24 protein-coding genes are annotated in these 20,186 nt (G+C 50.9%); 15 read left to right on the top strand and 9 right to left on the bottom strand.

What is annotated here, in order from left to right; genetic code table 11:
* Window positions 1–151: 151 nt before the first annotated feature.
* A complete protein-coding gene (locus tag RTU33_RS19500; protein ID WP_312629571.1) occupies window positions 152–715 on the bottom strand; it encodes a hypothetical protein in 564 nt (187 codons plus the stop codon).
* 502 nt (window positions 716–1,217) lie between these two features.
* On the opposite strand from RTU33_RS19500, the gene RTU33_RS19495 reads away from it, so the two are divergent.
* From RTU33_RS19495 to RTU33_RS19460, 8 genes are all read left to right on the top strand, one after another.
* Window positions 1,218–1,748: a fimbrial protein gene (locus RTU33_RS19495; RefSeq protein WP_312629569.1), complete on the top strand. Its 531-nt coding sequence runs from the start codon at window positions 1,218–1,220 to the stop codon at window positions 1,746–1,748.
* A gap of 63 nt (window positions 1,749–1,811) precedes the next feature.
* Window positions 1,812–2,507 carry a fimbria/pilus periplasmic chaperone gene (locus RTU33_RS19490; RefSeq protein WP_312629567.1) on the top strand — a complete coding sequence of 232 codons (696 nt, stop codon included), beginning with the start codon at window positions 1,812–1,814 and terminating at the stop codon, window positions 2,505–2,507.
* A 44-nt stretch (window positions 2,508–2,551) separates the two neighbouring features.
* Window positions 2,552–5,134: a fimbria/pilus outer membrane usher protein gene (locus tag RTU33_RS19485; protein WP_312629565.1), complete on the top strand. Its 2,583-nt coding sequence runs from the start codon at window positions 2,552–2,554 to the stop codon at window positions 5,132–5,134.
* A 28-nt stretch (window positions 5,135–5,162) separates the two neighbouring features.
* A complete protein-coding gene (locus RTU33_RS19480) occupies window positions 5,163–5,678 on the top strand; it encodes a fimbrial protein (RefSeq protein WP_312629563.1) in 516 nt (171 codons plus the stop codon).
* Between the two features lie 232 nt (window positions 5,679–5,910).
* Window positions 5,911–6,663 (top strand): reverse transcriptase domain-containing protein, encoded by a 753-nt coding sequence (locus RTU33_RS19475; protein ID WP_312629561.1) that lies wholly within the window; start codon window positions 5,911–5,913, stop codon window positions 6,661–6,663.
* Between the two features lie 47 nt (window positions 6,664–6,710).
* Window positions 6,711–7,457 carry a hypothetical protein gene (locus RTU33_RS19470; protein ID WP_312629559.1) on the top strand — a complete coding sequence of 249 codons (747 nt, stop codon included), beginning with the start codon at window positions 6,711–6,713 and terminating at the stop codon, window positions 7,455–7,457.
* Window positions 7,458–8,086: 629 nt separating this feature from the next.
* Window positions 8,087–8,911: a winged helix-turn-helix domain-containing protein gene (locus RTU33_RS19465; RefSeq protein WP_312629558.1), complete on the top strand. Its 825-nt coding sequence runs from the start codon at window positions 8,087–8,089 to the stop codon at window positions 8,909–8,911.
* Window positions 8,889–9,365 (top strand): hypothetical protein, encoded by a 477-nt coding sequence (locus RTU33_RS19460; RefSeq protein WP_312629556.1) that lies wholly within the window; start codon window positions 8,889–8,891, stop codon window positions 9,363–9,365. Before RTU33_RS19465 ends, RTU33_RS19460 begins: the two co-directional genes overlap by 23 nt.
* Before the next feature lie 142 nt (window positions 9,366–9,507).
* Here RTU33_RS19460 and RTU33_RS19455 read toward each other — a convergent pair whose 3' ends face one another.
* A complete protein-coding gene (locus RTU33_RS19455; RefSeq protein WP_312629555.1) occupies window positions 9,508–10,173 on the bottom strand; it encodes a TetR/AcrR family transcriptional regulator in 666 nt (221 codons plus the stop codon).
* Window positions 10,174–10,385: 212 nt separating this feature from the next.
* On the opposite strand from RTU33_RS19455, the gene RTU33_RS19450 reads away from it, so the two are divergent.
* Window positions 10,386–11,117, top strand: coding sequence for an SDR family NAD(P)-dependent oxidoreductase (locus RTU33_RS19450; protein ID WP_312629553.1), 732 nt, complete (start codon window positions 10,386–10,388; stop codon window positions 11,115–11,117).
* 124 nt (window positions 11,118–11,241) lie between these two features.
* Window positions 11,242–11,586, top strand: a complete 345-nt coding sequence (locus RTU33_RS19445) for a DoxX family protein (protein WP_312629551.1) — start codon at window positions 11,242–11,244, stop codon at window positions 11,584–11,586.
* A 148-nt stretch (window positions 11,587–11,734) separates the two neighbouring features.
* On the opposite strand, the gene RTU33_RS19440 is transcribed toward RTU33_RS19445, so the two are convergent.
* The 4 genes from RTU33_RS19440 to vapB form a co-directional block, all read right to left on the bottom strand.
* Window positions 11,735–12,727: a type II toxin-antitoxin system RelB/DinJ family antitoxin gene (locus RTU33_RS19440; RefSeq protein WP_312629549.1), complete on the bottom strand. Its 993-nt coding sequence runs from the start codon at window positions 12,725–12,727 to the stop codon at window positions 11,735–11,737.
* Window positions 12,728–12,981: 254 nt separating this feature from the next.
* Window positions 12,982–13,725 (bottom strand): hypothetical protein, encoded by a 744-nt coding sequence (locus tag RTU33_RS19435; protein ID WP_312629548.1) that lies wholly within the window; start codon window positions 13,723–13,725, stop codon window positions 12,982–12,984.
* 27 nt (window positions 13,726–13,752) lie between these two features.
* Window positions 13,753–14,181, bottom strand: coding sequence for a type II toxin-antitoxin system VapC family toxin (locus tag RTU33_RS19430; RefSeq protein ID WP_312629547.1), 429 nt, complete (start codon window positions 14,179–14,181; stop codon window positions 13,753–13,755).
* Window positions 14,178–14,408 carry a type II toxin-antitoxin system VapB family antitoxin gene (vapB, locus tag RTU33_RS19425; protein WP_312629546.1) on the bottom strand — a complete coding sequence of 77 codons (231 nt, stop codon included), beginning with the start codon at window positions 14,406–14,408 and terminating at the stop codon, window positions 14,178–14,180. The genes RTU33_RS19430 and vapB overlap by 4 nt, the downstream gene beginning before the upstream one ends.
* A 580-nt stretch (window positions 14,409–14,988) precedes the next feature.
* Between vapB and RTU33_RS19420 the strand changes: the two genes are divergently transcribed.
* From RTU33_RS19420 to RTU33_RS19400, 5 genes are all read left to right on the top strand, one after another.
* Window positions 14,989–15,300 (top strand): hypothetical protein, encoded by a 312-nt coding sequence (locus RTU33_RS19420; RefSeq protein WP_312629545.1) that lies wholly within the window; start codon window positions 14,989–14,991, stop codon window positions 15,298–15,300.
* Between the two features lie 33 nt (window positions 15,301–15,333).
* Entirely contained in the window at window positions 15,334–16,107 is a 774-nt protein-coding gene (locus RTU33_RS19415) for a hypothetical protein (protein ID WP_312629543.1), read from the top strand.
* Window positions 16,108–16,153: 46 nt separating this feature from the next.
* Window positions 16,154–16,465 carry a hypothetical protein gene (locus tag RTU33_RS21915; protein WP_409438264.1) on the top strand — a complete coding sequence of 104 codons (312 nt, stop codon included), beginning with the start codon at window positions 16,154–16,156 and terminating at the stop codon, window positions 16,463–16,465.
* A gap of 27 nt (window positions 16,466–16,492) precedes the next feature.
* Window positions 16,493–17,296, top strand: coding sequence for a hypothetical protein (locus RTU33_RS19405; protein WP_312629542.1), 804 nt, complete (start codon window positions 16,493–16,495; stop codon window positions 17,294–17,296).
* A 66-nt stretch (window positions 17,297–17,362) separates the two neighbouring features.
* Complete coding sequence (locus tag RTU33_RS19400; RefSeq protein WP_312629541.1) at window positions 17,363–18,151, top strand: site-specific integrase; 789 nt, start codon at window positions 17,363–17,365, stop codon at window positions 18,149–18,151.
* A gap of 313 nt (window positions 18,152–18,464) precedes the next feature.
* On the opposite strand, the gene RTU33_RS19395 is transcribed toward RTU33_RS19400, so the two are convergent.
* The 3 genes from RTU33_RS19395 to RTU33_RS19385 all read right to left on the bottom strand — a co-directional run bounded on the left by RTU33_RS19395 (window position 18,465) and on the right by RTU33_RS19385 (window position 20,103).
* The gene (locus RTU33_RS19395) at window positions 18,465–18,695 is read right to left on the bottom strand and encodes a hypothetical protein (protein WP_312629540.1); all 231 of its coding nucleotides are present in this window, start codon (window positions 18,693–18,695) and stop codon (window positions 18,465–18,467) included.
* Window positions 18,696–19,559: 864 nt separating this feature from the next.
* Entirely contained in the window at window positions 19,560–19,811 is a 252-nt protein-coding gene (locus tag RTU33_RS19390; RefSeq protein ID WP_312629539.1) for a hypothetical protein, read from the bottom strand.
* Between the two features lie 46 nt (window positions 19,812–19,857).
* A complete protein-coding gene (locus tag RTU33_RS19385; RefSeq protein WP_312629537.1) occupies window positions 19,858–20,103 on the bottom strand; it encodes a hypothetical protein in 246 nt (81 codons plus the stop codon).
* Window positions 20,104–20,186 lie beyond the last annotated feature (83 nt).

Here is a 20,186-nt window from a genome sequence, read left to right as displayed (position 1 = left end):
CTTCAGCCAGACAGAACTGGTTTTTCAGCATCAGAAACCACCGGGGATGAAGGTGCACGGCATACCTGTGGGCGTTGCAGAGAAAGCTGCGGCCATCTAAATCTTTGTCTGAAAGCAAGTGAACCTGTATAGAGTAATTACCGCCAGACTTTCATTTCTCAGACGTGATGGATAAACGTTGGTAAAGAAGAAAATTACTTAACCGTTTTAACTCAATTCTCTGTTTGAGTCCCGCCAGCATTAAAAAATGGTAATCTACTTTAAGCCCCAGTTTGACCATGGCCTCTCGTTTATTTCGGCTAATACTTTTTTTTGTTATGCCCTGGATCCTGCTGCATAACTGATAATTTAAACCACTGTATAAACAGGCTCCGATCTCCCACTGCATCTTGGTCAGTGGATCCCTACCATACCCAGGGGCATTAATCCTGCCGGTTATGTCATTTATTTGATCGAGAATTTTATGGACCTTGAGGTTAATATTTACGATCCCTGCTACGTTTAAGTGCCTTGCAACAACCTCTTCATCCCTCAGGGAGAAAGGCACAAGTAAAATAACTTTATATGTTAAACCTGACGTAGAGAGCTTTTCCGTTGGGTATAAATCAATGTCCAGGAGCTTTAATCTCTCATCCGCCGGAAGCCGGATTTTGTGTCTGATGAAATGAAGCCCCTGGGAAATATAGTTATTTGACGAAATGATTTGTATTTGCATATTCCTGACCGGTATGTCACTTAGTGATTTATGCCAATATCTTCATCCACTGTAGGATTTGCCATGTCTGAAGCTACAGGCAGAAACAAGCTATTTCTGTATTCATAAAGTATGCCGGAATATTAATTTTATCGACATTAATCGCACTTTTGATTTTTAACGAATGAATGCACCAGATATCTCCGTAATTGTTCATTTATCTTCGGCATAACCTCTCATCTTACCTTTCCGTTATCGTGCCAGCCCCGGCGGTACAGATAAGTTTATCTGGAGTATTATTGACATATTACTTAAGTAAATAGAGTATTGTTTCGTAAAAATACATTTTTTCGTTATAAAGTACAAATTATCTTATCATGAGGTCAGAATCATCCCGCACTTCAGAACGAGCAATTCTGAATGCAGCCATGACCACCACCATGGCTGAGGAGTCAGTTCTGTCATGGCTGACATATATATCTGTCATGGCTGACATATATAATTGATGATAAGAGAACATAGAATGAACGTGAAAGCTAAATACCTGGCCGTTGCCATTTCGGCACTAATTGTAACGTCCTCCGCCATGGCAGCCTCTCAAGGTGAGAGCAGTACCGTGAAATTCACAGGCTCTATTTCGGAACCTACCTGTACTTTGTCTGACGCGTCTAAAGATCAGACAGTTCCCCTGGGTGATGTTCAGACAACCGCTTTCAGTGGTGCGGGTTCCACCGCATCAGCGGGCGACATCAATATCGATCTCGAGAACTGCAGCATTAAAACTCTCAAGACCGCAACGGTAACATTCAAAGGCGATACGGCGAATGACACGGCGCTGAAAACCACAGCCGTGGACACCACGAAGGTCGGTATTCAGATCCTGGAAAATGGTCAGCCAATGAAACTGGATGGTTCTCAGCCATCAGGTACACAGGATCTGGTTGAAGAAGGTGCAACCAGCTTCAAATTCTCTGCGCGCTATGTGGCGCTGGATGAAGCCGTTGCAGCCGGTGACGCCGGGGGTGTGGCTAACTTTACCGTGAATTACCAGTAATTTAATGCCGCCCGGACACGCTGTGTCCGGGTATCACCCCGTTCGTTTATGAAGAGCTTATTCATGCTTCCACTGTCAAAAATGCTTATCCCTGGTTTCTTCCTGATATTATTTGCTGCCCCCAGTCTGGTTCATGCTGATGGAATTGTACTGGGCGGGACGCGAATTGTTTATCCGGCAGGTCAGAAACAGACCAGTATTTCCGTGCGTAATACCAGCAACCAGAGTCGTTACCTGGTTCAGTCCTGGATCGAAGACGCTGGCGGGAAAAAAACAAATGATTTTATTCTTACGCCCCCCCTGTATGTCAGCAATCCGGGTAATGAAAACACCCTGAGACTGATGTTCAGCGGCCCGTCTCTGGCTGAAGACAGGGAAACGTTATATTACCTGACCGCTAAAGCGGTTCCGGCCGTAGAGAAAAATAAAACCGACGGAAAAAATACATTGTTGCTCGCGGCCGCAACGCGGATTAAAGTATTTTACCGCCCCAAAAATCTTCCCCTGCAGGTGGAAGCGGCGCCTTCGAAATTAACCTTCACCCGTCAGGGTAAAAATGTTGTGGTGAATAATCCAACACCCTATTACATCACATTAGTTCAAATGAAAGTGTCGGGAATAGCGTTACGGGAATCACCGATGGTGCCACCATTCGGCCAGGAGTCTTTTACACTCCCGGAGGCAAAAGGTGGTGCATTTTCATTTGAAACCATGAATGATTATGGTGGCATGTCGAAAACTATCAGTACCACTCTTTAATTCTGATCAGCTATTTTCGCCTACGATAAAATAATTAAATTATTATGAATATTCTCATTAAGACGCCGCTTGCAATTATTCTGTCTGGTTTATTTATCCCGGCATCGTATGCTGAACTCTATTTCCCGCCGGAGATGGTTTCCTCTGACGGAGGCGGGATGGCTGATCTTTCCCATTTCAGTGCTGATGGCTCCCAGGTTCCCGGTGAGTATCAGGTAGACGTCTATGTCAATCAACAGTTTGTTTACAATGAGAAGATCCGCTTTGAGGCAGCAGACACCCGTAGTCTCAAAGCGGGAACAACGAAAGATGACACGACGCTGGTGCCCTGTCTCAGCCGCAAAATGACTGAACTGGCCGGAATAAAAACCGAGCTTTATCCCGCCCTGGCTGGTCTTGAGGAGGGGCAGTGTGTATTCCCCATGACTTTTATTCCCGGGTCATATTCTGCGTTCGATGTTCAGAAACTGCGTCTGGACCTGAGTATTCCTCAGGCCTCCGTCAGAAATGCGGCAAGGGGTGAGATCCCGACGGAGCGCTGGGATGAGGGGATCAATGCCGCACTGATGAATTACAGCTTTAGCGGGAGCAACCGTTTTGCCGGAAGCAGCAACAGCAGCAGCTACTTTCTCAGCCTGGACGGGGGCGTTAACGTTGGTCCATGGCGTCTGCGCGATGCCCGGACCTGGAGCTATTATGACAGTCGCTATGGCCATAAGCAGGCCTGGCAGCATCAGCGCACGTATGTGGAACGAACGGTTATCCCGCTGCGCAGCAGTCTGACTGCGGGTGAAACCACGACCGACAGCAATATCTTTGATTCTGTGGGGATTACCGGCGTACAGCTGGCAACCGACGACAATATGTATCCGGATTCGATGCGTGGCTTTGCGCCGGTGGTTCGTGGCGTTGCCAATGGCAATGCGGAAGTGACCGTGCGTCAGAACGGCTATACCATTTACCGGACGGCAGTGTCTGCCGGACCTTTCGAAATCACCGATCTGAATCCGATGTATTCCAGCGGCGATCTACAGGTGAGCGTAAAAGAAGCCGGTGGCTATACCCGAATTTTCACTGTGCCCTATGCTTCTGTCCCTGCCCTGCAGCGCCAGGGGCATCTGAAATACAGTCTGGCTGCCGGTCGCTTTCGTGGCGGCAGCGATCGCTATGACGACCCTGTATTTTCTCAGGGAGCCCTGATGTGGGGGCTGCCACATGATGTGACCCTGTACGGGGGAACCCAGTATTCCTCCCGGTACCTGGCACTCCAGTCCGGTGTCGGGGTGAATCTTGGCCGCCTGGGCGCCCTCTCCGCCGACATCACCCATGCCAGAAGCCAGCTTGCTGACGACAGTCGCCATATCGGCCAGTCCCTGCGCTTCCTGTACGCGCACGCCTTTACCCTCACCGGCACTTCCGTGCGTCTGACGGGGTATCGCTACTCCACCCGGGGATTTCATACCCTGGATGAAACGGCGCTGAAGAATATGCGCGGGCGACTTAGCGACCCTGATCTGCTGGATGAAAATGGTGAGCCCGTCAGGGATACCTTCGTCGACTTTTATGACCTTTACAACAGTAAACGGGCCCGACTGGAGGCCGACGTTTCCCAGTCACTGGGCGATTTCGGCTCAGTCTGGCTGGGCGCGTATCGCCAGACTTACTGGAACACACAGTCCAGCAGCGATTCATTTCAGGCCGGGTACAGCAACACGCTGGGTCCTGTGAGTTATTCCCTGAATGTGGGTTATACGCGCCAGAAAAATGAAAATGCGCCTTCTTATTCAGACCGCACGGTCAGTCTCTCGCTGTCTGTGCCGCTGGATAGGTTGTTCTCTTCCGGTGAAGCCTCACGTCACCCGGTGTATGCCACCTTCTATGCTAACCGCAGCAGCCAGGGCGAAACCGCCCAGCAGGCGGGTCTCAGTGGCTCCGCCATGGATGACAATCAGCTGAGCTGGAACCTGTCGCAAGGGTATGCCCGTCAGCAACAGATGTCAGGCAACGCCAGTGCCAACTACCGTGGCACCTACGGTAATGCGAACCTCGGCTACAGCTACAACAAAGACTGGCAGAACGTGAACTATGGCTTCTCTGGCGGGGCGCTTCTGCACCGCAACGGGTTGACCCTCGGCCAGCCGCTGGGGGAAACCAGCATGCTGATCGCCGCCAACGGCGCTCCCGGACTCAGTATTCAGAACGAACCGGGTGTCCGGACTGACTGGCGCGGCTATGCCATTAAACCTTATGCCTCTTCCTATCGCGAAAACCGGGTGAGTATTGACTCCCGTACTCTGGATGATCAGACCGAAGTGGAAAACGGAGCCACCCGGGTGGTGCCCACTCAGGGTGCGATTGTCCGGGCAGACTTTAGTGTACAGCGGGGACACCGGGTACTGCTCACCCTGAACCATGACGGTAAGCCGCTGCCGTTTGGCACGATGGTGACCAGTGGACACAGCAGCAGCATCGTCGGTGATGAGGGACAGGTATTCCTTTCCGGCATGGCGGACAGTGGCGTAGTCAACGCGAACTGGGGAAGCCAGCAGCGCTGCACGGCACGGTATTCGCTCAGCCAGACGGATATCAGTGCTCCGGTTGTCCGCCTGACAGCCAGCTGTCAGTAAGTCCTTTGCTTAACAGGAAGAAAACAGAATGAACACTCCAGCTTTATGGACAGCGGTCGCCCTGCTCGCGGTATCCGCCACCGCGCAGACGATGGCCGCCAATCCGACCGGGCAATTTACCATCACCACCACGATACTCAGCAGAACCTGTACGTTTGACAATGAAACCCAGACCGTTGCACTGGAGAACGTCGAAACGAGGGAATTCAGCGATCAGTCAATGAAAAAGCCCCAGACCTTTGACGTCAATATTCACTGCGACAACGGCGTCAGCAGCGTGAAAATCGTACCCTCAGGCCCTGCGGATGATACCGGAGATGCCACGGCTTTTAAAAATCAGGGGGATGCCGCGAACGTGGCCCTGCGTCTGCAGAATGCGGAAGGTAACGTTCTGACGCCGGACGGTAATTCCTCCGTGACCGTCACCCCGGAAGACGGGGTGGGCGCCTACCGCTTCAGGGTTGGCTATGTAGCCACCCAGCCGGGAAAAGTAAGTGCGGGCGGATTCTCTGCCGCGGTGACGTTACGTTTTGCCTACGACTGATATCCCGGTATTGCAGCCAGATGTCATCTGGGACCGGGCCTTCCGCTGGCTTTGCCAGCAGCGGCGTCATGCGCCCCCAAATGCAGATGTGTGGCACCTGCGCTGGATTTGGCCTGACGTCCGGGCAACGTTGTATCAACGGGTCATGACCTCCCGGTACCGGCTGTCACCTTTACAGGTCTTTGGGTCGGGTCACGACGGCCGGGCCGTATGGTGTGCACAGGATGCTCTGGTGCTGAAATGGCTCTCGCTGCGGCTCAGGTCACGACTGCCGCAGCATGAAGCCTGTATGCACCTGCAGGGCGGAATGCAGGCCAGTCTTCTGAAGGTCAGCGAGGCGTATTACCACGGTGGCTACCGGTTTGTTCACTGTACCGACATCCGGGGATACTACCGCCACATCCGCAAATGTCAGGTGATGGCGCAGGTGGCACGGTATGTACCGGAGCCGGCGCTGATGTCGCTGGTGTCGCAGTACGTTCATTACAGTGTGGAAAACGGTGGCGAGTTTCATACCCCTGAGCACGGGATACCCCGGAGCTGCGCCCTCAGTCCTCTGATTGGCGGCAGTCTGTTGCGTCACATTGACGGCTGTTTTAGCAGTCTTGACCAGGAGAACTATTTCTATGTCAGGTATATGGATGATTTTTTGCTGTTTACCCGCACGCGCTGGCAGCTCAGACGGGCGATATCTCAACTGGCAGAGTATTTTGAACTCAGCGGATTTGAGCGTCACCCGGATAAGACACAGACGGGCCGACTGGGCCGGGGTTTTGACTGGCTGGGCGTCTGGTTTGATGCAAACGGGCCCGCCATAGCGCCACGTGCGCGGGAAAACCACCGGGAGCAATGCCTGCGGCTTTATGAGCAGGCCCGAAGACAGGGGGCTTCAGACGAAGAGGCCCGGGTTCGGGTGCAGGCGTATGTCTCCCGGTGGCAGAGATGGGCAGACAGAACTCTGATGTTATGTCTGCCCGGTAATTAATGGATAACGACCTCCACCGCCACATCGCGGAGGGGGCAGGATGCCTTATGAAAATATCCAATAACATTTTAACAATCCTCTCATTCATCCCCCTGACAGGGTGGGGGGCGACGCTAGTATGCGAAGGCTGGACGGGGATAGACCAACAGAATACCATTTTCCCTTCCACCCTTGTAGGTGGTGGCGACGCGCACTGGTCATACTCGATCGGGTTCAAGGACGCCGACGGGACCCTAACATCCGGGGCGCTGCGCCAATCCGAATGGGGGATATCCACCGGCGGTTGTCCAGTTGGCGAATTTCTATACGGAGGCAAATGCTATGCATTCCAGTGGGAGACGGACGGGTACAGGGCCCTGAAGCAGATCGGAGTGCCTAAAGAGCCATTCATCGTATCTATATACCATTCGATCAAACACGGGCTCCCCGGAGGAAAGTTCATACTGCTGAAGAAGAAAGACGGCGGCGCATGGGTGGAGGTCAACTGGGACTATCTACAGCAGCAGACCATGGCGCGCCGTAGTGTCATATACGAGCCGGCGCTGTATCTCAAGGGTGCGGCCGGTGAGGAGACAGAGGCGGTGCCCCTAACGACGGCTGGGGACCGACTGCCGGGCATTATTACCATCGACGGTGGAGGGGAGAGCGTGGAGTACAATGTGAACGGAATTCCGGTAACTGGTGCCACAGCAATCATGACCGACCAGGTGAACAGAGTGAGTGCCAGTACACAGCGAGCGACCACGGCTGGTACTTACCACGCGACGGGGACGCTGACCGTGACGTGCCCATAGGGGGGGGACGCAGGGCCCGCCCAAACGCGGAAGTTAAGAGGGTCGCCCAGGAATGATAGAAAAGCAGTAGCGACGGGCGGAACGGTCGACAATTACGACAGGAACGCAAGTCCTGGCGAGGCCCGGTGGGGAACTCGTGGCCGAAAGGGCAGGGGCAGCCCGGTACGGTGACAGAGTAGAAACGAAGCCTAACCCCCCGGGCGGGGAACTGAGTCTGGAATGAGGGGAGAGTGACGCGGGACTGACAGCGAACGTAGGGACCAGCCCGGGGATGGAACCTGTTGATTGGGGATGGAGAGCAAGTGAAGATGCGTCACCGTGGGCATGGAGGCGGAACCAGGGGCGGGCAGCTCCACCTTTCTGCGACACTGCAATGTCCCTGATCAATACCACCGACTTTCGATGAGACAACGTGCGTCCGTCTGGCCGTATACTACCCTCATGAGAGGACGGCCAACGATCCGATAATTTGCGCGAAGGTAGCTGCAGTGCCCCTATAGTGATCACACAGTGGTGGAACACGGTCCCTTGTACTCGGTGCAGGCCGTCTGAGCTGTTTGCCTCCGCCTGAATCATCAACCAGAATGTACAGCGCATGGCGGCCGCATACCGCTGTGTAGTGGAGAAAAATGTTCCAGGAAATTGAAAAAGACGATTTTCTTATAGGTGAACGGGTGATATTCCGCCCGCTCGATCAATCTCTGCGCGGGAACGATGGTGAGGGCGACGTCGTTGTACTTCGAATGTTGCCATCCCGATTGCTCCTTTTTCTGATTGCCCATCGCGATCAGGTGCACAGTCGTGAGGTACTGCTCAATGCGGTCTGGGAGCAGTACGGATTGCTGGCCTCAGGGCATTCCCTCAATCAGAACATTGCGGTCCTGAGAAAAGTCTTACAGGAGTTTGGCTGTCCGGCCGATGTTATCAGAACGATCCCCCGGGCGGGCTTCCTGCTTGACAGTGCTTATGTCCAGCGCCTGGAAAACAGAAATCCTGTCTTTCCCGTGATGGTGATACCGGCGGAAAAAACGACGCCGCCACCGATAAAACGAAACCCTGCACGGGCAAAAGCCGTTGTCGCTTTCGTCGCCATGGGAGCCCTCGTCGCGGGAGCGTTACTGATGCGTTTGCCCGCATTCTCGGGGAATGACTGGAGGCAATATGCCCGGCCCCAGCCGCTTTATTTCGCCGGAAAAATTGAAAGTTGTCCTGTGTATTCCACCGCGCCTTTCTCTGCCTATGCCGGTACGGTCATGATGCGATACGTGCGTCTCTTTGCCGGTCATAAAAAGCAGGCGTGTGTTACCGACACCTTCTACCTTGTCTATGGAAGAGAACTGATGCAGACCGGTGAAGGCGGGCAGATATTCATTGCCCGCTGTGGCAGGGATCCATTCAACGCAGAGACGATCCGGGGATGTAACTCTGACTATGAACAGCTTACTGAGAAATAAACATGTCCTCTGGAGCGGTATTATAATCCTGCTGCTCCTGATGACGTTCTGCATACTGGTTTTTTATAAAGCCGAGAAAAAATCCTTAAAATGTCTGTCCATGATACATAAAGCCCTGCCGGAGCAGGCTGTGTATCTTTCCTCTGTCCTGACGCTGTCCGAATCGTCGAAGGGAAGCTTCTTTTTTAAAGGCACACTCGTGGGAAAAAAAACAGGAAAGCTTAACCTGGAGCGACAGGTCACTTTTGAATATTCATCACCCGGTGACTCTCGTTTGATCCTTGCCCACTTTAACACGTCACGCGGCACGGCCGATAACGTGCCCGATGAGGTGTTTAACCGGTCTGTTTTTGATACAGCCAGCCAGTCAACAGAGCTTTATCTGACAAAGCTGAATAATGTGTTTTTATTAAATAATATATTCATGCCGGTACAGGTATGCGTACCGGAATAAGTCCGGGAGCCTGTTTATACCCTTATCGCGTACTCTTCCGGCTCCCGGTTGAGTACGCAGCCACTGCAGTCAGGCCTGCGTACCCGGCCTGACGTTAATGTTCCTGCGGGCAACTTTATCCCGCATGAAGAGGATATTGAGCTCATTTTTTTATGAGTAAATTGCGGGCCAGATCATACAACGTTTCAGCCAGGGGATATGCGGGTTTACCGGAAAGAATGTAATCATCAATAACCCCAATAATCCCCCGAAAAATGAATGTGGCCGTTATTCTGGGCTGTTCTGCGGAAAATATTCCGGTTGCTTTGCCCGTATCAATAAGCGAAATAAGCTCTGCCATAAACGGCCAGCCTTCGGCGTTCCAGCGTAAAGGATCATTCCCGAAGACCACATCGTGAACCTCCTCCATCTTCAGTGACCCCTCAACACAGGCCAGGATCCAGGCTTCGAGTCTTGGCCACAGCGCGTGGGCAGGGTGAGCATTAACGGCGTCAATGATCTGCGCGTTAAAACTGGCAATAACATGCTCACGCAGGGCCATAAGTAATGCGGCGCGTGACGGAAAATGGTGATAGAAGGTTCCTTTAGCGATACCAGCGAGCTGAATGATGTCATTCACGGTCGTCGACTCAACCCCCTTCTCCCTGAACAGCGTTTCAGCAGCCCTGAGCAATCGGGTCGCGCTTTCGTTGCCACGGGCCTGTTTTTTTGTGTCAGGCGCCCCTGCAGTGAACCTGTTGTTATTAACGAATGACAACGTAACCTCCTGAACCGTTATGACCATCGATGAAAAACCGGAGTGTTGCATGGCCTGTCTTCACGTTTATTCAGGCCCGGTGCGAACGTATGTTGCCGGATCATATGCCATTTCCGGGTACGGCGAAACTTAACCTTGACAAAACCGACCGAGAGTCTAGTATTTTACCGACCGTGAGTCTGGTTCGGAATGTGCGTGTCGTACTGTGCAGATCTGAACTGACAACATCAACGTTGCACTGACAAGGTGTAAGGAGCATGCAAATGAAAGACAAACAAATCATACTGGTTACCGGTGCATCTGATGGCATCGGAAAAGAAATAGCCCGGCAGCTGCTGGCCCAGCATCACCACGTTATTCTTGGGGTGAGGGACATGAAAAAAGGTCATCTCGTCGCGAAAGAACTTCGGGCCGTTTCAGATGAGGTATCAGTCTTCAGGCTGGATGTGACAATACCGATGACTGTCAAGGTTACGGCACAACAAGTGAAGGATAAATTCGGTTATATTGATGCACTTGTTAATAATGCCGGCGTTGCATTAGATCGGGGGCCTGTCAGCAATATGCTGATGAGTGATGTAAAAATGACATTTGCAACAAACATCATTGGTACCATCGATGTCACTCAACAGTTTATTCCTCTGTTGAAGAAATCGCCACACGGGCATGGGCGCATTGTTAACGTATCAAGCGGGCTTGCCTCCCTTACGAATATGACGGATGAAGAAAGCCAGTTCTACGATATTGCTTTACCTGTGTATGCTGCAAGTAAAGCGGCACTGAATGTGTTTACCATTCATTTGTCCCGGGAATTAAAATCTTCCGGTATCAGTGTTAATGCGGTTGATCCCAGCCTGACGGCGACCCGCTATGTTCAGCATCCTGATGCCCAGCCGGTTTCTCTTGGCGCTGAAGCGGCGGTTAAATATGCGCTGATGGGAGAAGATTGTCCTACTGAAGGATTTTACAGCAGAAAGGGTGTCGTACCCTGGTGACCTCAGTATGCTTTTACAACTGAATTCCGGTTGAAATGAAATCTTTAAAATATTCATAGGTTGCAGCTCAGGCGTGACTCTGATTCATTTAATGAAGAGCATTTGGATATGAGATATAAATTCCATGAAATTATTCACTGACTGTCTGCCCTATATTATGGCGGCAATCTATCTTATTGGTTTTTTTGTTAATGCATTTCCGGGTGAAAAAATCAGGGATAACTACAGGCGGTGGGGGTACCCGGCTAAGTTTTATTATGTCACCGCTGCCGTGGAAATGATCACCGTCATTTTGTTGAGCATTCCGGACCTGGTAACGGCAGGGTTCATCCTGAGTATGGTGCTTAATGTCGCCGCACTGCTGACATTGTACAGATCCCGGGAGTTAAAAGATGGGATTGCCGCGTTGATATTTATCCTGGTGTCGGCAGCGTGGATCCTGGTGTTCTGTTTTTCTGAGATCCGATAAGGGGGGACGCCATTATTTTATACTTAACCGTCTTGTGCATTTCTGATTTATCATCAACGGTTCCGGTCTGAATATTTCCGGCCTGAGATTGCTCTCATTCATGGAAAAAAGCCGCTCCTGCGGCTCTTTTTTCCGGCAGTGCGGCCACTTAATCAGCAGGTATGCGCGAGACCGGTTTACCGGGCGATTCGGTGCTCCCCGCGATAAACTCCGGCTGATCTCCGGCACGTGTCCTGAAGGTTTCCAGCACCGCTTCAGCCAGCACGATGAGCTCATCATTCGGTGTATAACCGCTAATTTTACCGTGGCGCAGCGCCTCATCCCGCTCCAGGTACACGTCGATCACTGTCAGTTGCTCACACAGGTCCGTCAGCGCGGCGGTTGAGTCCGATGCCCCGACCCGGAGTTGCATGCTCCGGATGCTGGCGAGATGTTTTCTGAAGCGTTCAAACCACATGGTAAAGGTATAAAGCGGAATACCTTCCCGTTTGTCATTCTGCGCCAGCGCCTCTCTGGCACAGACAATGGCTTCACGGCTGTCCCGGATGATCATCTGATTCAGGGTGTTTCCGGATACGGGCCCGCCACCAAATTTCTGCAGGGCGTTAATATAACCGGCAGCCTCATCAATAAAACCCCGGGTGATCTGCAGATGTTCGGGTGTCAGAACGGCCAGACTCGTCAGATTACCCGCTGCCAGTCGCAATACTTCCGACAGGCGGTTCACGCCGTCGAGGCTTGCCGGGTAATGATGGAATCCCCCGGCCGGTGAGCCCGTGCGCTGCCCCGGGGCTGACAGGATCAGTGCTTCGTGGTTACGATAGAACCCGTAGGCTTCCTCGATATCTTTCATGGCCATGGCGACGGCTTTATCCGGCAGGGACTGACCCGGCTGCGCCGACTGGGTGAAATGCTTCAGCCGTCCCCAGACGGTTTTAAATCTCTGCAGGGCTTCGGAGAAAACTTCCTGTGGATTGACCGCCGCCGGTTTGTAGCGGATCTGGAACGGCAAACTCCCGGTTTCGGCGATGTAATCGACAAGACCAGAAATGTAGCTACTGAAAGTATGACCGGCAGCCTCCAGGATCGGCTCTGCCTTTTCTTTGGATTCATCTTTGACGCGCGTATTGAGCTGGGCCACTTTACTTTTCCGTTAGCGTGCAGGTTATGATTTAACTGTATAGCAATCTGCTTTACATGAAAGTATTTTGATGTTGCTGCCTTTTTGATTTACGTAAATCATGGTGCTTAACATTTCACCGTCTTACCCTTCTTTTTTCTGGAGATCTGAAAACCCAGAAGCCGGAAGTGGGTAAAAGGAGGGAAATGATGGGAGAACAAAAGAAGATTGCAGCAGGAGCAGAATAGCACCCTCAACACGGGTGCCTGTGAGGGTTATTTGCTCAGATAGGTCAGAGCTGTATGCACTGCACCGGCTATCATGGGCATGGCGCCTGCGATGGTGACAACACTGGCAGTATCTGTCAGCAAAGCAGAAATTTTCTCTCCGAACGGGCTTCCTGTGCCTTTACTGATCTCATTACGATATTCGGGATGCAGAACAGCCAGACCCAGTGTGGACTGAACAGCGTCCATTACCGGCTCTACACCGGAAATACTGTATGACTCCAGCGCTTCCTGAATCTGCGCCAGTTGTTTCAGTAGCAGGGTTTTCATCGCAGCAGAAAGCTCACTCTCCCGGATTTCATTACGCAGATGCGTTATCCTTTCCAGCAAAGCATCAATTTCATCCGCAGCTATACCTGCATGTGCTCCGCGGGTTTCAAATAGATCGGACAGCATGCCAAGTTCTGTGAGTGTTCGATCATCAATCTTATCCCGGAATGTATGCCAAGTTTCATTTAAGCTTTGTGAGATAAAGGCTGAATCAACACAGCTTTTCCAGTGTCCTGACTTACCACGAAGGGTGGAAAAATTGTCTTCCCTGACCTGGATAATGCGCCCCGGCAGGGCCATGGCGTGTCCCAGACGGGTGAGAAGGAGCCCCTCTCCCATACCTTCAGTCTGTAATATGTTTTGCCAGACCTTGCGACAATTTTCAGTCCTTTGATATTTGTTTCCTTGCTCAAGTAAATCCAGCAACCTCTGAGCCGGATTATCAATTTTCAGTTCACTCATCTCTTAAAGCCCTTTCCCTTTTTTCGCTTATTTTACCCAGTCTTCCAGTTTCAGGCCCGGTACCCGCTCAAACTCTCTCACATTATTGGTCACCAGCACCGCGCTGGCTGCAATGGCATGCCCGGCGATGGCCGTGTCGTTTGGCCCGATAGGCGTACCGGCGGCGGCGAGCGCGGCCTTGATTTCTGTGGTGGCATCCACCGCGGCTTTATCCCACGGCAGAATGGCATCGAGCCTTACGCAGAACGCGTCTACCAGCTGCGCGTGACGCGGTGAAGCCTTCTTGCCAATGGCGCCAAAGCGCATTTCCGCATAGGTGATGGCCGACACCACGATCCGGTGGTTGCGCAGCACAGCCTGCTCCAGGCGTTTCAGCACTTTTTCCGGCTGCTCGCGCATGATGAATGAGCAGATATTGGTGTCGAGCATGTAGGTCTTCGTTCGCGGCTGTTTCATAGCGTAAAGCGTCCTTCGTCGCTGACAATATCCTCGCGCTCAGTCATAAAGTCCGCGTCGGCCTTTTCTTCCCGGAAGAACGAGCTCCAGGTCGGGCGGACCGGACGCAGGATGATGCTGTCACCCTCGCGCACGATTTCGAGCTCGCTGACACCGTCAAAATCCAGATCGCGCGGCAGACGGATGGCGCGGTTATTGCCATTTTTAAAAATGGATACGGTTCTCATGTTCTTTCTCCTGGCCTGATGGCCGTGATACGCATTACGTACATATGCCCAGTATAGGCAGATGACTGGCATATGTATATCTTCAGCATATGCAGATGATAAGGATATGCGTATGCCAGCCATATACAGATGCCAGGCATATGCAGATACCTGCCATATGCTAAGCCCTCTCTTTTTATCGGAGATCCGAAAAATACCAGTTTAGGATCTTCTTCCCCTTCCCCGCCGCGCCGCGGCCCACAGACACAAGATGTAGCGGTGCAGACTGCTGCTGATGGCGCTATATGTTGTGTTTCGGCCTTACCCCGTGACCCGGCGCGCAGCGGCAGAAAAGACCGCTTCGCTTATTCCCTGACCGTGGTACACTTCCGAAAAGTTGTTAATACGCAGAAAATCGGATCACCCGGAAACCGGTCTCCGGTAATTTAACGGCGTGGTTATAATCCTACTAATTATCAGATTCAGAAAACATCACGGCAGGAAAAATACAGTGTGTGATAGTCAGGCGGGTTATCGGTGGTGATGAGTGATTACGGGATTGGATAATTAGTTTTTTAATATTTACAGCAAAAGGAAAGTTATGAGCAATCTAAAGCCATTACATGATGTCCTCGTTGAGCTGGAAAATGCCGGTCATACAGAACTGTGGATGGCATCTCCACGAGGTAAAACTTGTTTTGAGGTTCATCCTCTCGATCAGAGTCAATGGTACCTGCCGAACATCATCACCCGCGATGGACGAACAGTGGCTCACAGGGAAAAACGTCCTAATGGCTGGCTGCTTTCCGGTGACTGGAAAAACACCCATTGCCGATCCGGCGCAGCGGCACCTTACGATGCGGAATTTATGGAAGACGAATGGCGGTTCAATTTGATTGCCAGGGTCAAATGACGGTCGGCGGGATTTCTCAGTAAAGGAACAATCATGTCAGAAGTCATAACCGATACTGAACAGGTTAAAGCAATGGTGCAGGGGTTTTCTGCATGGATGCCGGTGATATCAACCATTGCCGGTGGCGTGTTGGCCGGATCTGTGGCGATAGGCGTGAGCTTGCTTAACCATAAGTTCGCCAGAGAACGAGAAGAGAAAGCAATGGCTGATCGTCTTCGCCAAGAGAACGAAATTAAACAGGAAAAAATTGATCGTGAGCGACATTTTATCGCTACCGAGCTGGTCTTTCTGCTGGAGCGCTTCGCTGAGTCCTGCTCCTATGTTGCCTCTGACTCCGGGGAAGATAATACCGATCCCCAGCCCACTCGCGAACCGATCGTCAATTACCCTGAGCTCAACTTCTCTGACGTTAGCGGAGACTGGCGGGTTCTCGATACACGTCTCATGTACCGTATCCGGGAATTGCCGGTTCTGCAAATGCAAGCAAACAAGGCTATTGCAAACATCGGGGAAGGTGACAATTACGGCTCACGCAGGGATTACTTCCGCGAACGCTGGTACCGGTACGCCGGCCTTGGTCTGAAAGCTATCATTCAGGCCAGACGCCTTCGCCGGATGGCAGGCTTTCCGGAAACCCCTCTCGCGAGAACTCACTTGTCCGCACAGTATGTAATGAAGGAAGTATGGCAGATTGAACGCCGGCGGAGAGCGAAAGAGGCCATCGATGACCGGGACCTCTTTGAAGATCTCCAGAGTGAACACAAAGGGTTTGTTAAACTGGCTGAAGAGCGGGTTGCTGAACGTTGATACGAGCAGACGGCGGGATTTATCAACGATCTAAGGAAGCAAAAACATGGGAATGTTTGACACGGTCACCTTTCGCTACCGCATGCCGGACGGCGAAACAGAATCTGAATACCAGACCAAATCACTGGACTGTGAGTGTGAATTTTATGAGATCTCAGCCGAAGGGCGACTGCTGAAATGGCAGTCTGATGTCGGTGGGTATGCGGATACGAATTTTGAGGGGGCGTTTACCATGACCGCCAATGAAGGGTATTGCCTGTACTTTGAGCGGGGGACTCTGGTATGGATTGAAGTGTACTCGCAGGGGGATAAACGCTGGCCGTTCGATCCTGCACGGTTTATGCCGGACCAGGGCTGAAGGGAATCACTCTAAAAGGAATATACGGTGGATGTACCGACATTTGATGAAGCCAGTAATGCCTGGCTTCTGACCCTGCCTGAGAGCCGTACAGGTGGTCGATATCAGCCAGTATGCAGGGTGGTCGTCATCAGAACCCTGAAGGAAATCTACTCTCCTGCCAGTGGCAGTCTTGACGTGAAAAGAAAGCTGGCAGGCCGCACATGTACTCTTTCCCTTTACTGGAACGGAGGAGGCTGGCATCAGGAGCCTGAATATAAAGCGGAGTTTAAAGTTAATATATGGGATGGTACGACGGAGCTGGATCTTACAAACTCGGATTTTATGCTGGACTATAATTTGCGGGGACGCGGGCTTGGTTCCTGGATCATGAATCAGCTGATTTCCTGGGCGAAAACACTTCCCACTGATACACCCGTAAAACCTATAAGGACGTCTCCTGTCGATGAAGATGACAAGGAAAATATGTTTCGTCGGGATCGTTTCTGGAACGGTATCGGATTCAGATTCAAGCCAGGGGGAAGACTATCTCTCCCATTATCTGTCGGCGAGCTTCAGTACCCTAAAGGCCTCCATTGCCCCCTTTCTGCAGTGCCTTTGCATAAGGGCGTTGATGAGCTACACCGTCTGTGCGAGAGCCAGAAGCTGGAGATTGATAGACTTAAATCCGGTCAGTCATATCAGGCAAAGCAAATCCGGTATCTGACTGAACGCCAGTGGGACGTTTTACTGATAAAATCCCTATCCTTCATTATTTTCTCCCCCATTTTTATTCCCTGCTGGCTCTACACCAAGCTGAAGCAAAGCCGTGAGACAACCCATGAAAAATGACCTGCCCGAGAGCCTGAAGGCCCAACATCCCCAAGAACAATACCTGTCCACTAAGGACAACAAACAATGATGCCGGCAGTACCAAGCCCGGGCGTTTCGTTTTCTGCCGCACAGCTGCCGGTGGCCATCGATTACCCGACCGCACTGGCTCTGCGTCAGATGGCGATGGTTCAGGACGAACTGCCGAAATATCTGCTGGCACCGGAGGTGAGTGCCCTGCTTCACTATGTGCCCGATCTGCACCGTAAAATGCTGCTGGCTACGCTGTGGAACACCGGAGCGCGCATTAATGAAGCGCTGGCACTTACCCGCAGCGATTTTTCGCTGGTCCCACCCTACCCGTTCATACAGCTGGCAACTCTCAAGCAGCGTGCGGAAAAAGCGGCCAGAACAGCAGGGCGTATTCCGACCGGAAGTCAGCCTCATCGACTGGTGCCGCTATCGGACAACCAGTACGTCAGCCAGCTGGAGATGATGGTGGCCACGCTGAAAATTCCGCTTGAGAGAAAAAATAAACGCAGCGGCAGAACGGAGAAGGCACGTATCTGGGAAATCACTGACCGCACGGTCAGGACGTGGATAAGCGAAGCGGTAAATGCAGCTGCTGCCGATGGAGTGACGTTTACGGTATCGGTAACGCCGCATACTTTCCGCCACAGTTACGCGATGCACATGCTGTACGCCGGGATTCCGCTCAAAGTGCTGCAGAGCCTGATGGGACATAAGAGCATCAGCTCGACGGAGGTGTATACCAAGGTGTTTGCGCTCGATGTTGCGGCGCGCCACAGAGTACAGTTCCAGATGCCTGAAAATGAGGCGGTAAGCATGCTGAAGAGTCTGATGCCTGGACGTTGATACTGCAGACGGCATACTGATTCGCTGACGCACCCATACGGGTTTGTCCAACCCTTCATCCACCCGGAATTAGCTTCCGGGAAGATTCACGGTTTCTGTTATGGATCAACAAAAATAAATACGACCATCGTACATATTTTCTGGACACTTTTTCCGATAATGCCGGAATGTCCAATGCAAAAAGCAGTTATTGTTCGTTGCAAAGACATCCTGAGGTGAAGTCGCATCAAGTAAGTGAGCTGGACAGAATCACCTGAATGTCTAACCGCGCGGGGAATTAAATGAGGTGCATAAAAAAGGCCGCTGGCGCGGCCTATTGTTCAGAAAACATCAGAATCAGATCCATAAATCGGGTTCCGTCTGCATCTCTGTTAGAATCCTTAGACTCTCTTGTCAATTCAAACCATAACCAAAATGCGGCATTAAAAGCCGTGTGTAGCATTTTGGTCTTTTCAGGACAGGCAATAGCCTCGGCAACGTACTTATTGAGGGTTCGTTCAGTAACGTCGGTAATCATCTGATATGAGTACACTTCACCCTGCATAAATAATCCTCTCTCGTGGCTTTTATTTTCATATTACCAGGCCAGCTCTCAGGCTACCAGTAGAACTGGACAGAATAACCGGGATGTCCAGGTGAGCAGGGAAAACTGCAGGCACAGCTTCAGTGGCCCTTTTTGTTTGAAAGCGTTTCCTCATAAGCCATTTCGTAGTCGTAGGGTTCAGAGCAATTTTTTCTGCGAACTATAGTTTCATAACTTTCAGCGCATCCTTGCTTAGTAGCCATGTTGTGAAACTTCTTGTATTGATTCTTCATGAACTTATTGCGAACCTTTTGCCAGTGAATATCTTCATTGTTATTTAAACAATTACCACTTTTCATTTTTTTGATTATTGTATTAATAGCGGCGTTTTTTCTGAGAATGGATTTTATAACTAAGAATTATGCCGCCGAATAAGGCAATAAATGTGATAAAAATTGTAGTCATCCCAGCCTCCTGTTTTCTTCACTCAATAATATCAGGACAGATCACGACCAGCCAGCGGAACTGGTCAGAATGATGGTTGTGTCCAGGCCGGCGCGGGGAATTAAACGAGAGGTGAAAAAAAGGCCGCTGAAGCGGCATTTATCATCGAAGTGACGAACTATCTGAAGGAGAGGGACAAAGCAGCGCGGGTAACGAACCTTCTCTGTGCGGTTTTTCACACTGCGTATCCTGAAACATGAGAATCATCACCCCGGCACTGATACCAAATAGCACGGCAAACACCAGCGCGGGAACCAGCATTTTAAGCTTTAGTTTTGAGTGGCGTAACGACATAGCGAGTCCTCTTAGCCGTTTTTTATAAACAGATAATAGGAAATTATACCTACACCTATACAAATAGATGCATAAATTAAAAAATTATTATCTATCATGATTCACCTTCCTTGAATAACTATCATCAATAGTTATCCGATTTTTATCAGTCAGATGAATACCTATCAGACGCAGAATGAAGCCTTTCCAGCTCTGATTAACCTTACGGTTATAGCTATAAAGGTCATCATTTTCCTTTTTTAGTTTTGACCATTCGTCGCATAGAGTTAAAGGGTCCAGGTCGGTGATATGTATTATTTCACCGTTGATGCGTGCCGTATTAATTCCTGCGTGCTTCATAATACCCCTCCCGAAGAATTAAGTTGTTATTTATCTGGGTTTTTAATTAGTCGCCTTGTTGCGAACTAAGCTGCGCCAAAATTTCTTCTGGGGATAAATAAAAATTAAAAATAGATGGACTGATGGTATTCAATCTAAGATAAGTTTTTTTACCTGAGTTGGAACTACTTGGATCAACCGTGCCTATAGCTGAAATCAACTCGGATTGGATAATTACAACAGTGCCGTTAGCATCTTTAATAACTTTAAGATTTTTAGGGTTACATCCAGCTTGATTGTTATTTATTTCCATTTGCATATTCCTTTTATATCGGTTTGTTTATCTCATTCGATCGCTTGCCAGATTGTAAACATCACTTCTTTCGCGTTTACCTA

Origin of the sequence: Scandinavium sp. (genome assembly GCF_032012665.1) — a bacterium.
In the GTDB taxonomy this organism is placed as follows: domain Bacteria; phylum Pseudomonadota; class Gammaproteobacteria; order Enterobacterales; family Enterobacteriaceae; genus Scandinavium.
This window is presented reverse-complemented; position numbering and strand designations above follow the sequence as displayed.

What these genes read in the sequence shown, in the direction of transcription:
- vapB (WP_312629546.1), bottom strand. Translation starts at nt 14,408, where the DNA reads ATGAGAACCGTATCCATTTTTAAAAATGGCAATAACCGCGCCATCCGT.
- RTU33_RS19470 (WP_312629559.1), top strand. Translation starts at nt 6,711, where the DNA reads ATGAAAATATCCAATAACATTTTAACAATCCTCTCATTCATCCCCCTG.
- RTU33_RS19420 (WP_312629545.1), top strand. Translation starts at nt 14,989, where the DNA reads ATGAGCAATCTAAAGCCATTACATGATGTCCTCGTTGAGCTGGAAAAT.
- RTU33_RS19490 (WP_312629567.1), top strand. Translation starts at nt 1,812, where the DNA reads ATGCTTCCACTGTCAAAAATGCTTATCCCTGGTTTCTTCCTGATATTA.
- RTU33_RS19465 (WP_312629558.1), top strand. Translation starts at nt 8,087, where the DNA reads ATGTTCCAGGAAATTGAAAAAGACGATTTTCTTATAGGTGAACGGGTG.
- RTU33_RS19400 (WP_312629541.1), top strand. Translation starts at nt 17,363, where the DNA reads ATGATGCCGGCAGTACCAAGCCCGGGCGTTTCGTTTTCTGCCGCACAG.
- RTU33_RS19430 (WP_312629547.1), bottom strand. Translation starts at nt 14,181, where the DNA reads ATGAAACAGCCGCGAACGAAGACCTACATGCTCGACACCAATATCTGC.
- RTU33_RS19495 (WP_312629569.1), top strand. Translation starts at nt 1,218, where the DNA reads ATGAACGTGAAAGCTAAATACCTGGCCGTTGCCATTTCGGCACTAATT.
- RTU33_RS19455 (WP_312629555.1), bottom strand. Translation starts at nt 10,173, where the DNA reads ATGCAACACTCCGGTTTTTCATCGATGGTCATAACGGTTCAGGAGGTT.
- RTU33_RS19485 (WP_312629565.1), top strand. Translation starts at nt 2,552, where the DNA reads ATGAATATTCTCATTAAGACGCCGCTTGCAATTATTCTGTCTGGTTTA.
- RTU33_RS21915 (WP_409438264.1), top strand. Translation starts at nt 16,154, where the DNA reads ATGGGAATGTTTGACACGGTCACCTTTCGCTACCGCATGCCGGACGGC.
- RTU33_RS19445 (WP_312629551.1), top strand. Translation starts at nt 11,242, where the DNA reads ATGAAATTATTCACTGACTGTCTGCCCTATATTATGGCGGCAATCTAT.
- RTU33_RS19450 (WP_312629553.1), top strand. Translation starts at nt 10,386, where the DNA reads ATGAAAGACAAACAAATCATACTGGTTACCGGTGCATCTGATGGCATC.
- RTU33_RS19390 (WP_312629539.1), bottom strand. Translation starts at nt 19,811, where the DNA reads ATGAAGCACGCAGGAATTAATACGGCACGCATCAACGGTGAAATAATA.
- RTU33_RS19395 (WP_312629540.1), bottom strand. Translation starts at nt 18,695, where the DNA reads ATGCAGGGTGAAGTGTACTCATATCAGATGATTACCGACGTTACTGAA.
- RTU33_RS19415 (WP_312629543.1), top strand. Translation starts at nt 15,334, where the DNA reads ATGTCAGAAGTCATAACCGATACTGAACAGGTTAAAGCAATGGTGCAG.
- RTU33_RS19435 (WP_312629548.1), bottom strand. Translation starts at nt 13,725, where the DNA reads ATGAGTGAACTGAAAATTGATAATCCGGCTCAGAGGTTGCTGGATTTA.
- RTU33_RS19460 (WP_312629556.1), top strand. Translation starts at nt 8,889, where the DNA reads ATGAACAGCTTACTGAGAAATAAACATGTCCTCTGGAGCGGTATTATA.
- RTU33_RS19480 (WP_312629563.1), top strand. Translation starts at nt 5,163, where the DNA reads ATGAACACTCCAGCTTTATGGACAGCGGTCGCCCTGCTCGCGGTATCC.
- RTU33_RS19500 (WP_312629571.1), bottom strand. Translation starts at nt 715, where the DNA reads ATGCAAATACAAATCATTTCGTCAAATAACTATATTTCCCAGGGGCTT.
- RTU33_RS19385 (WP_312629537.1), bottom strand. Translation starts at nt 20,103, where the DNA reads ATGGAAATAAATAACAATCAAGCTGGATGTAACCCTAAAAATCTTAAA.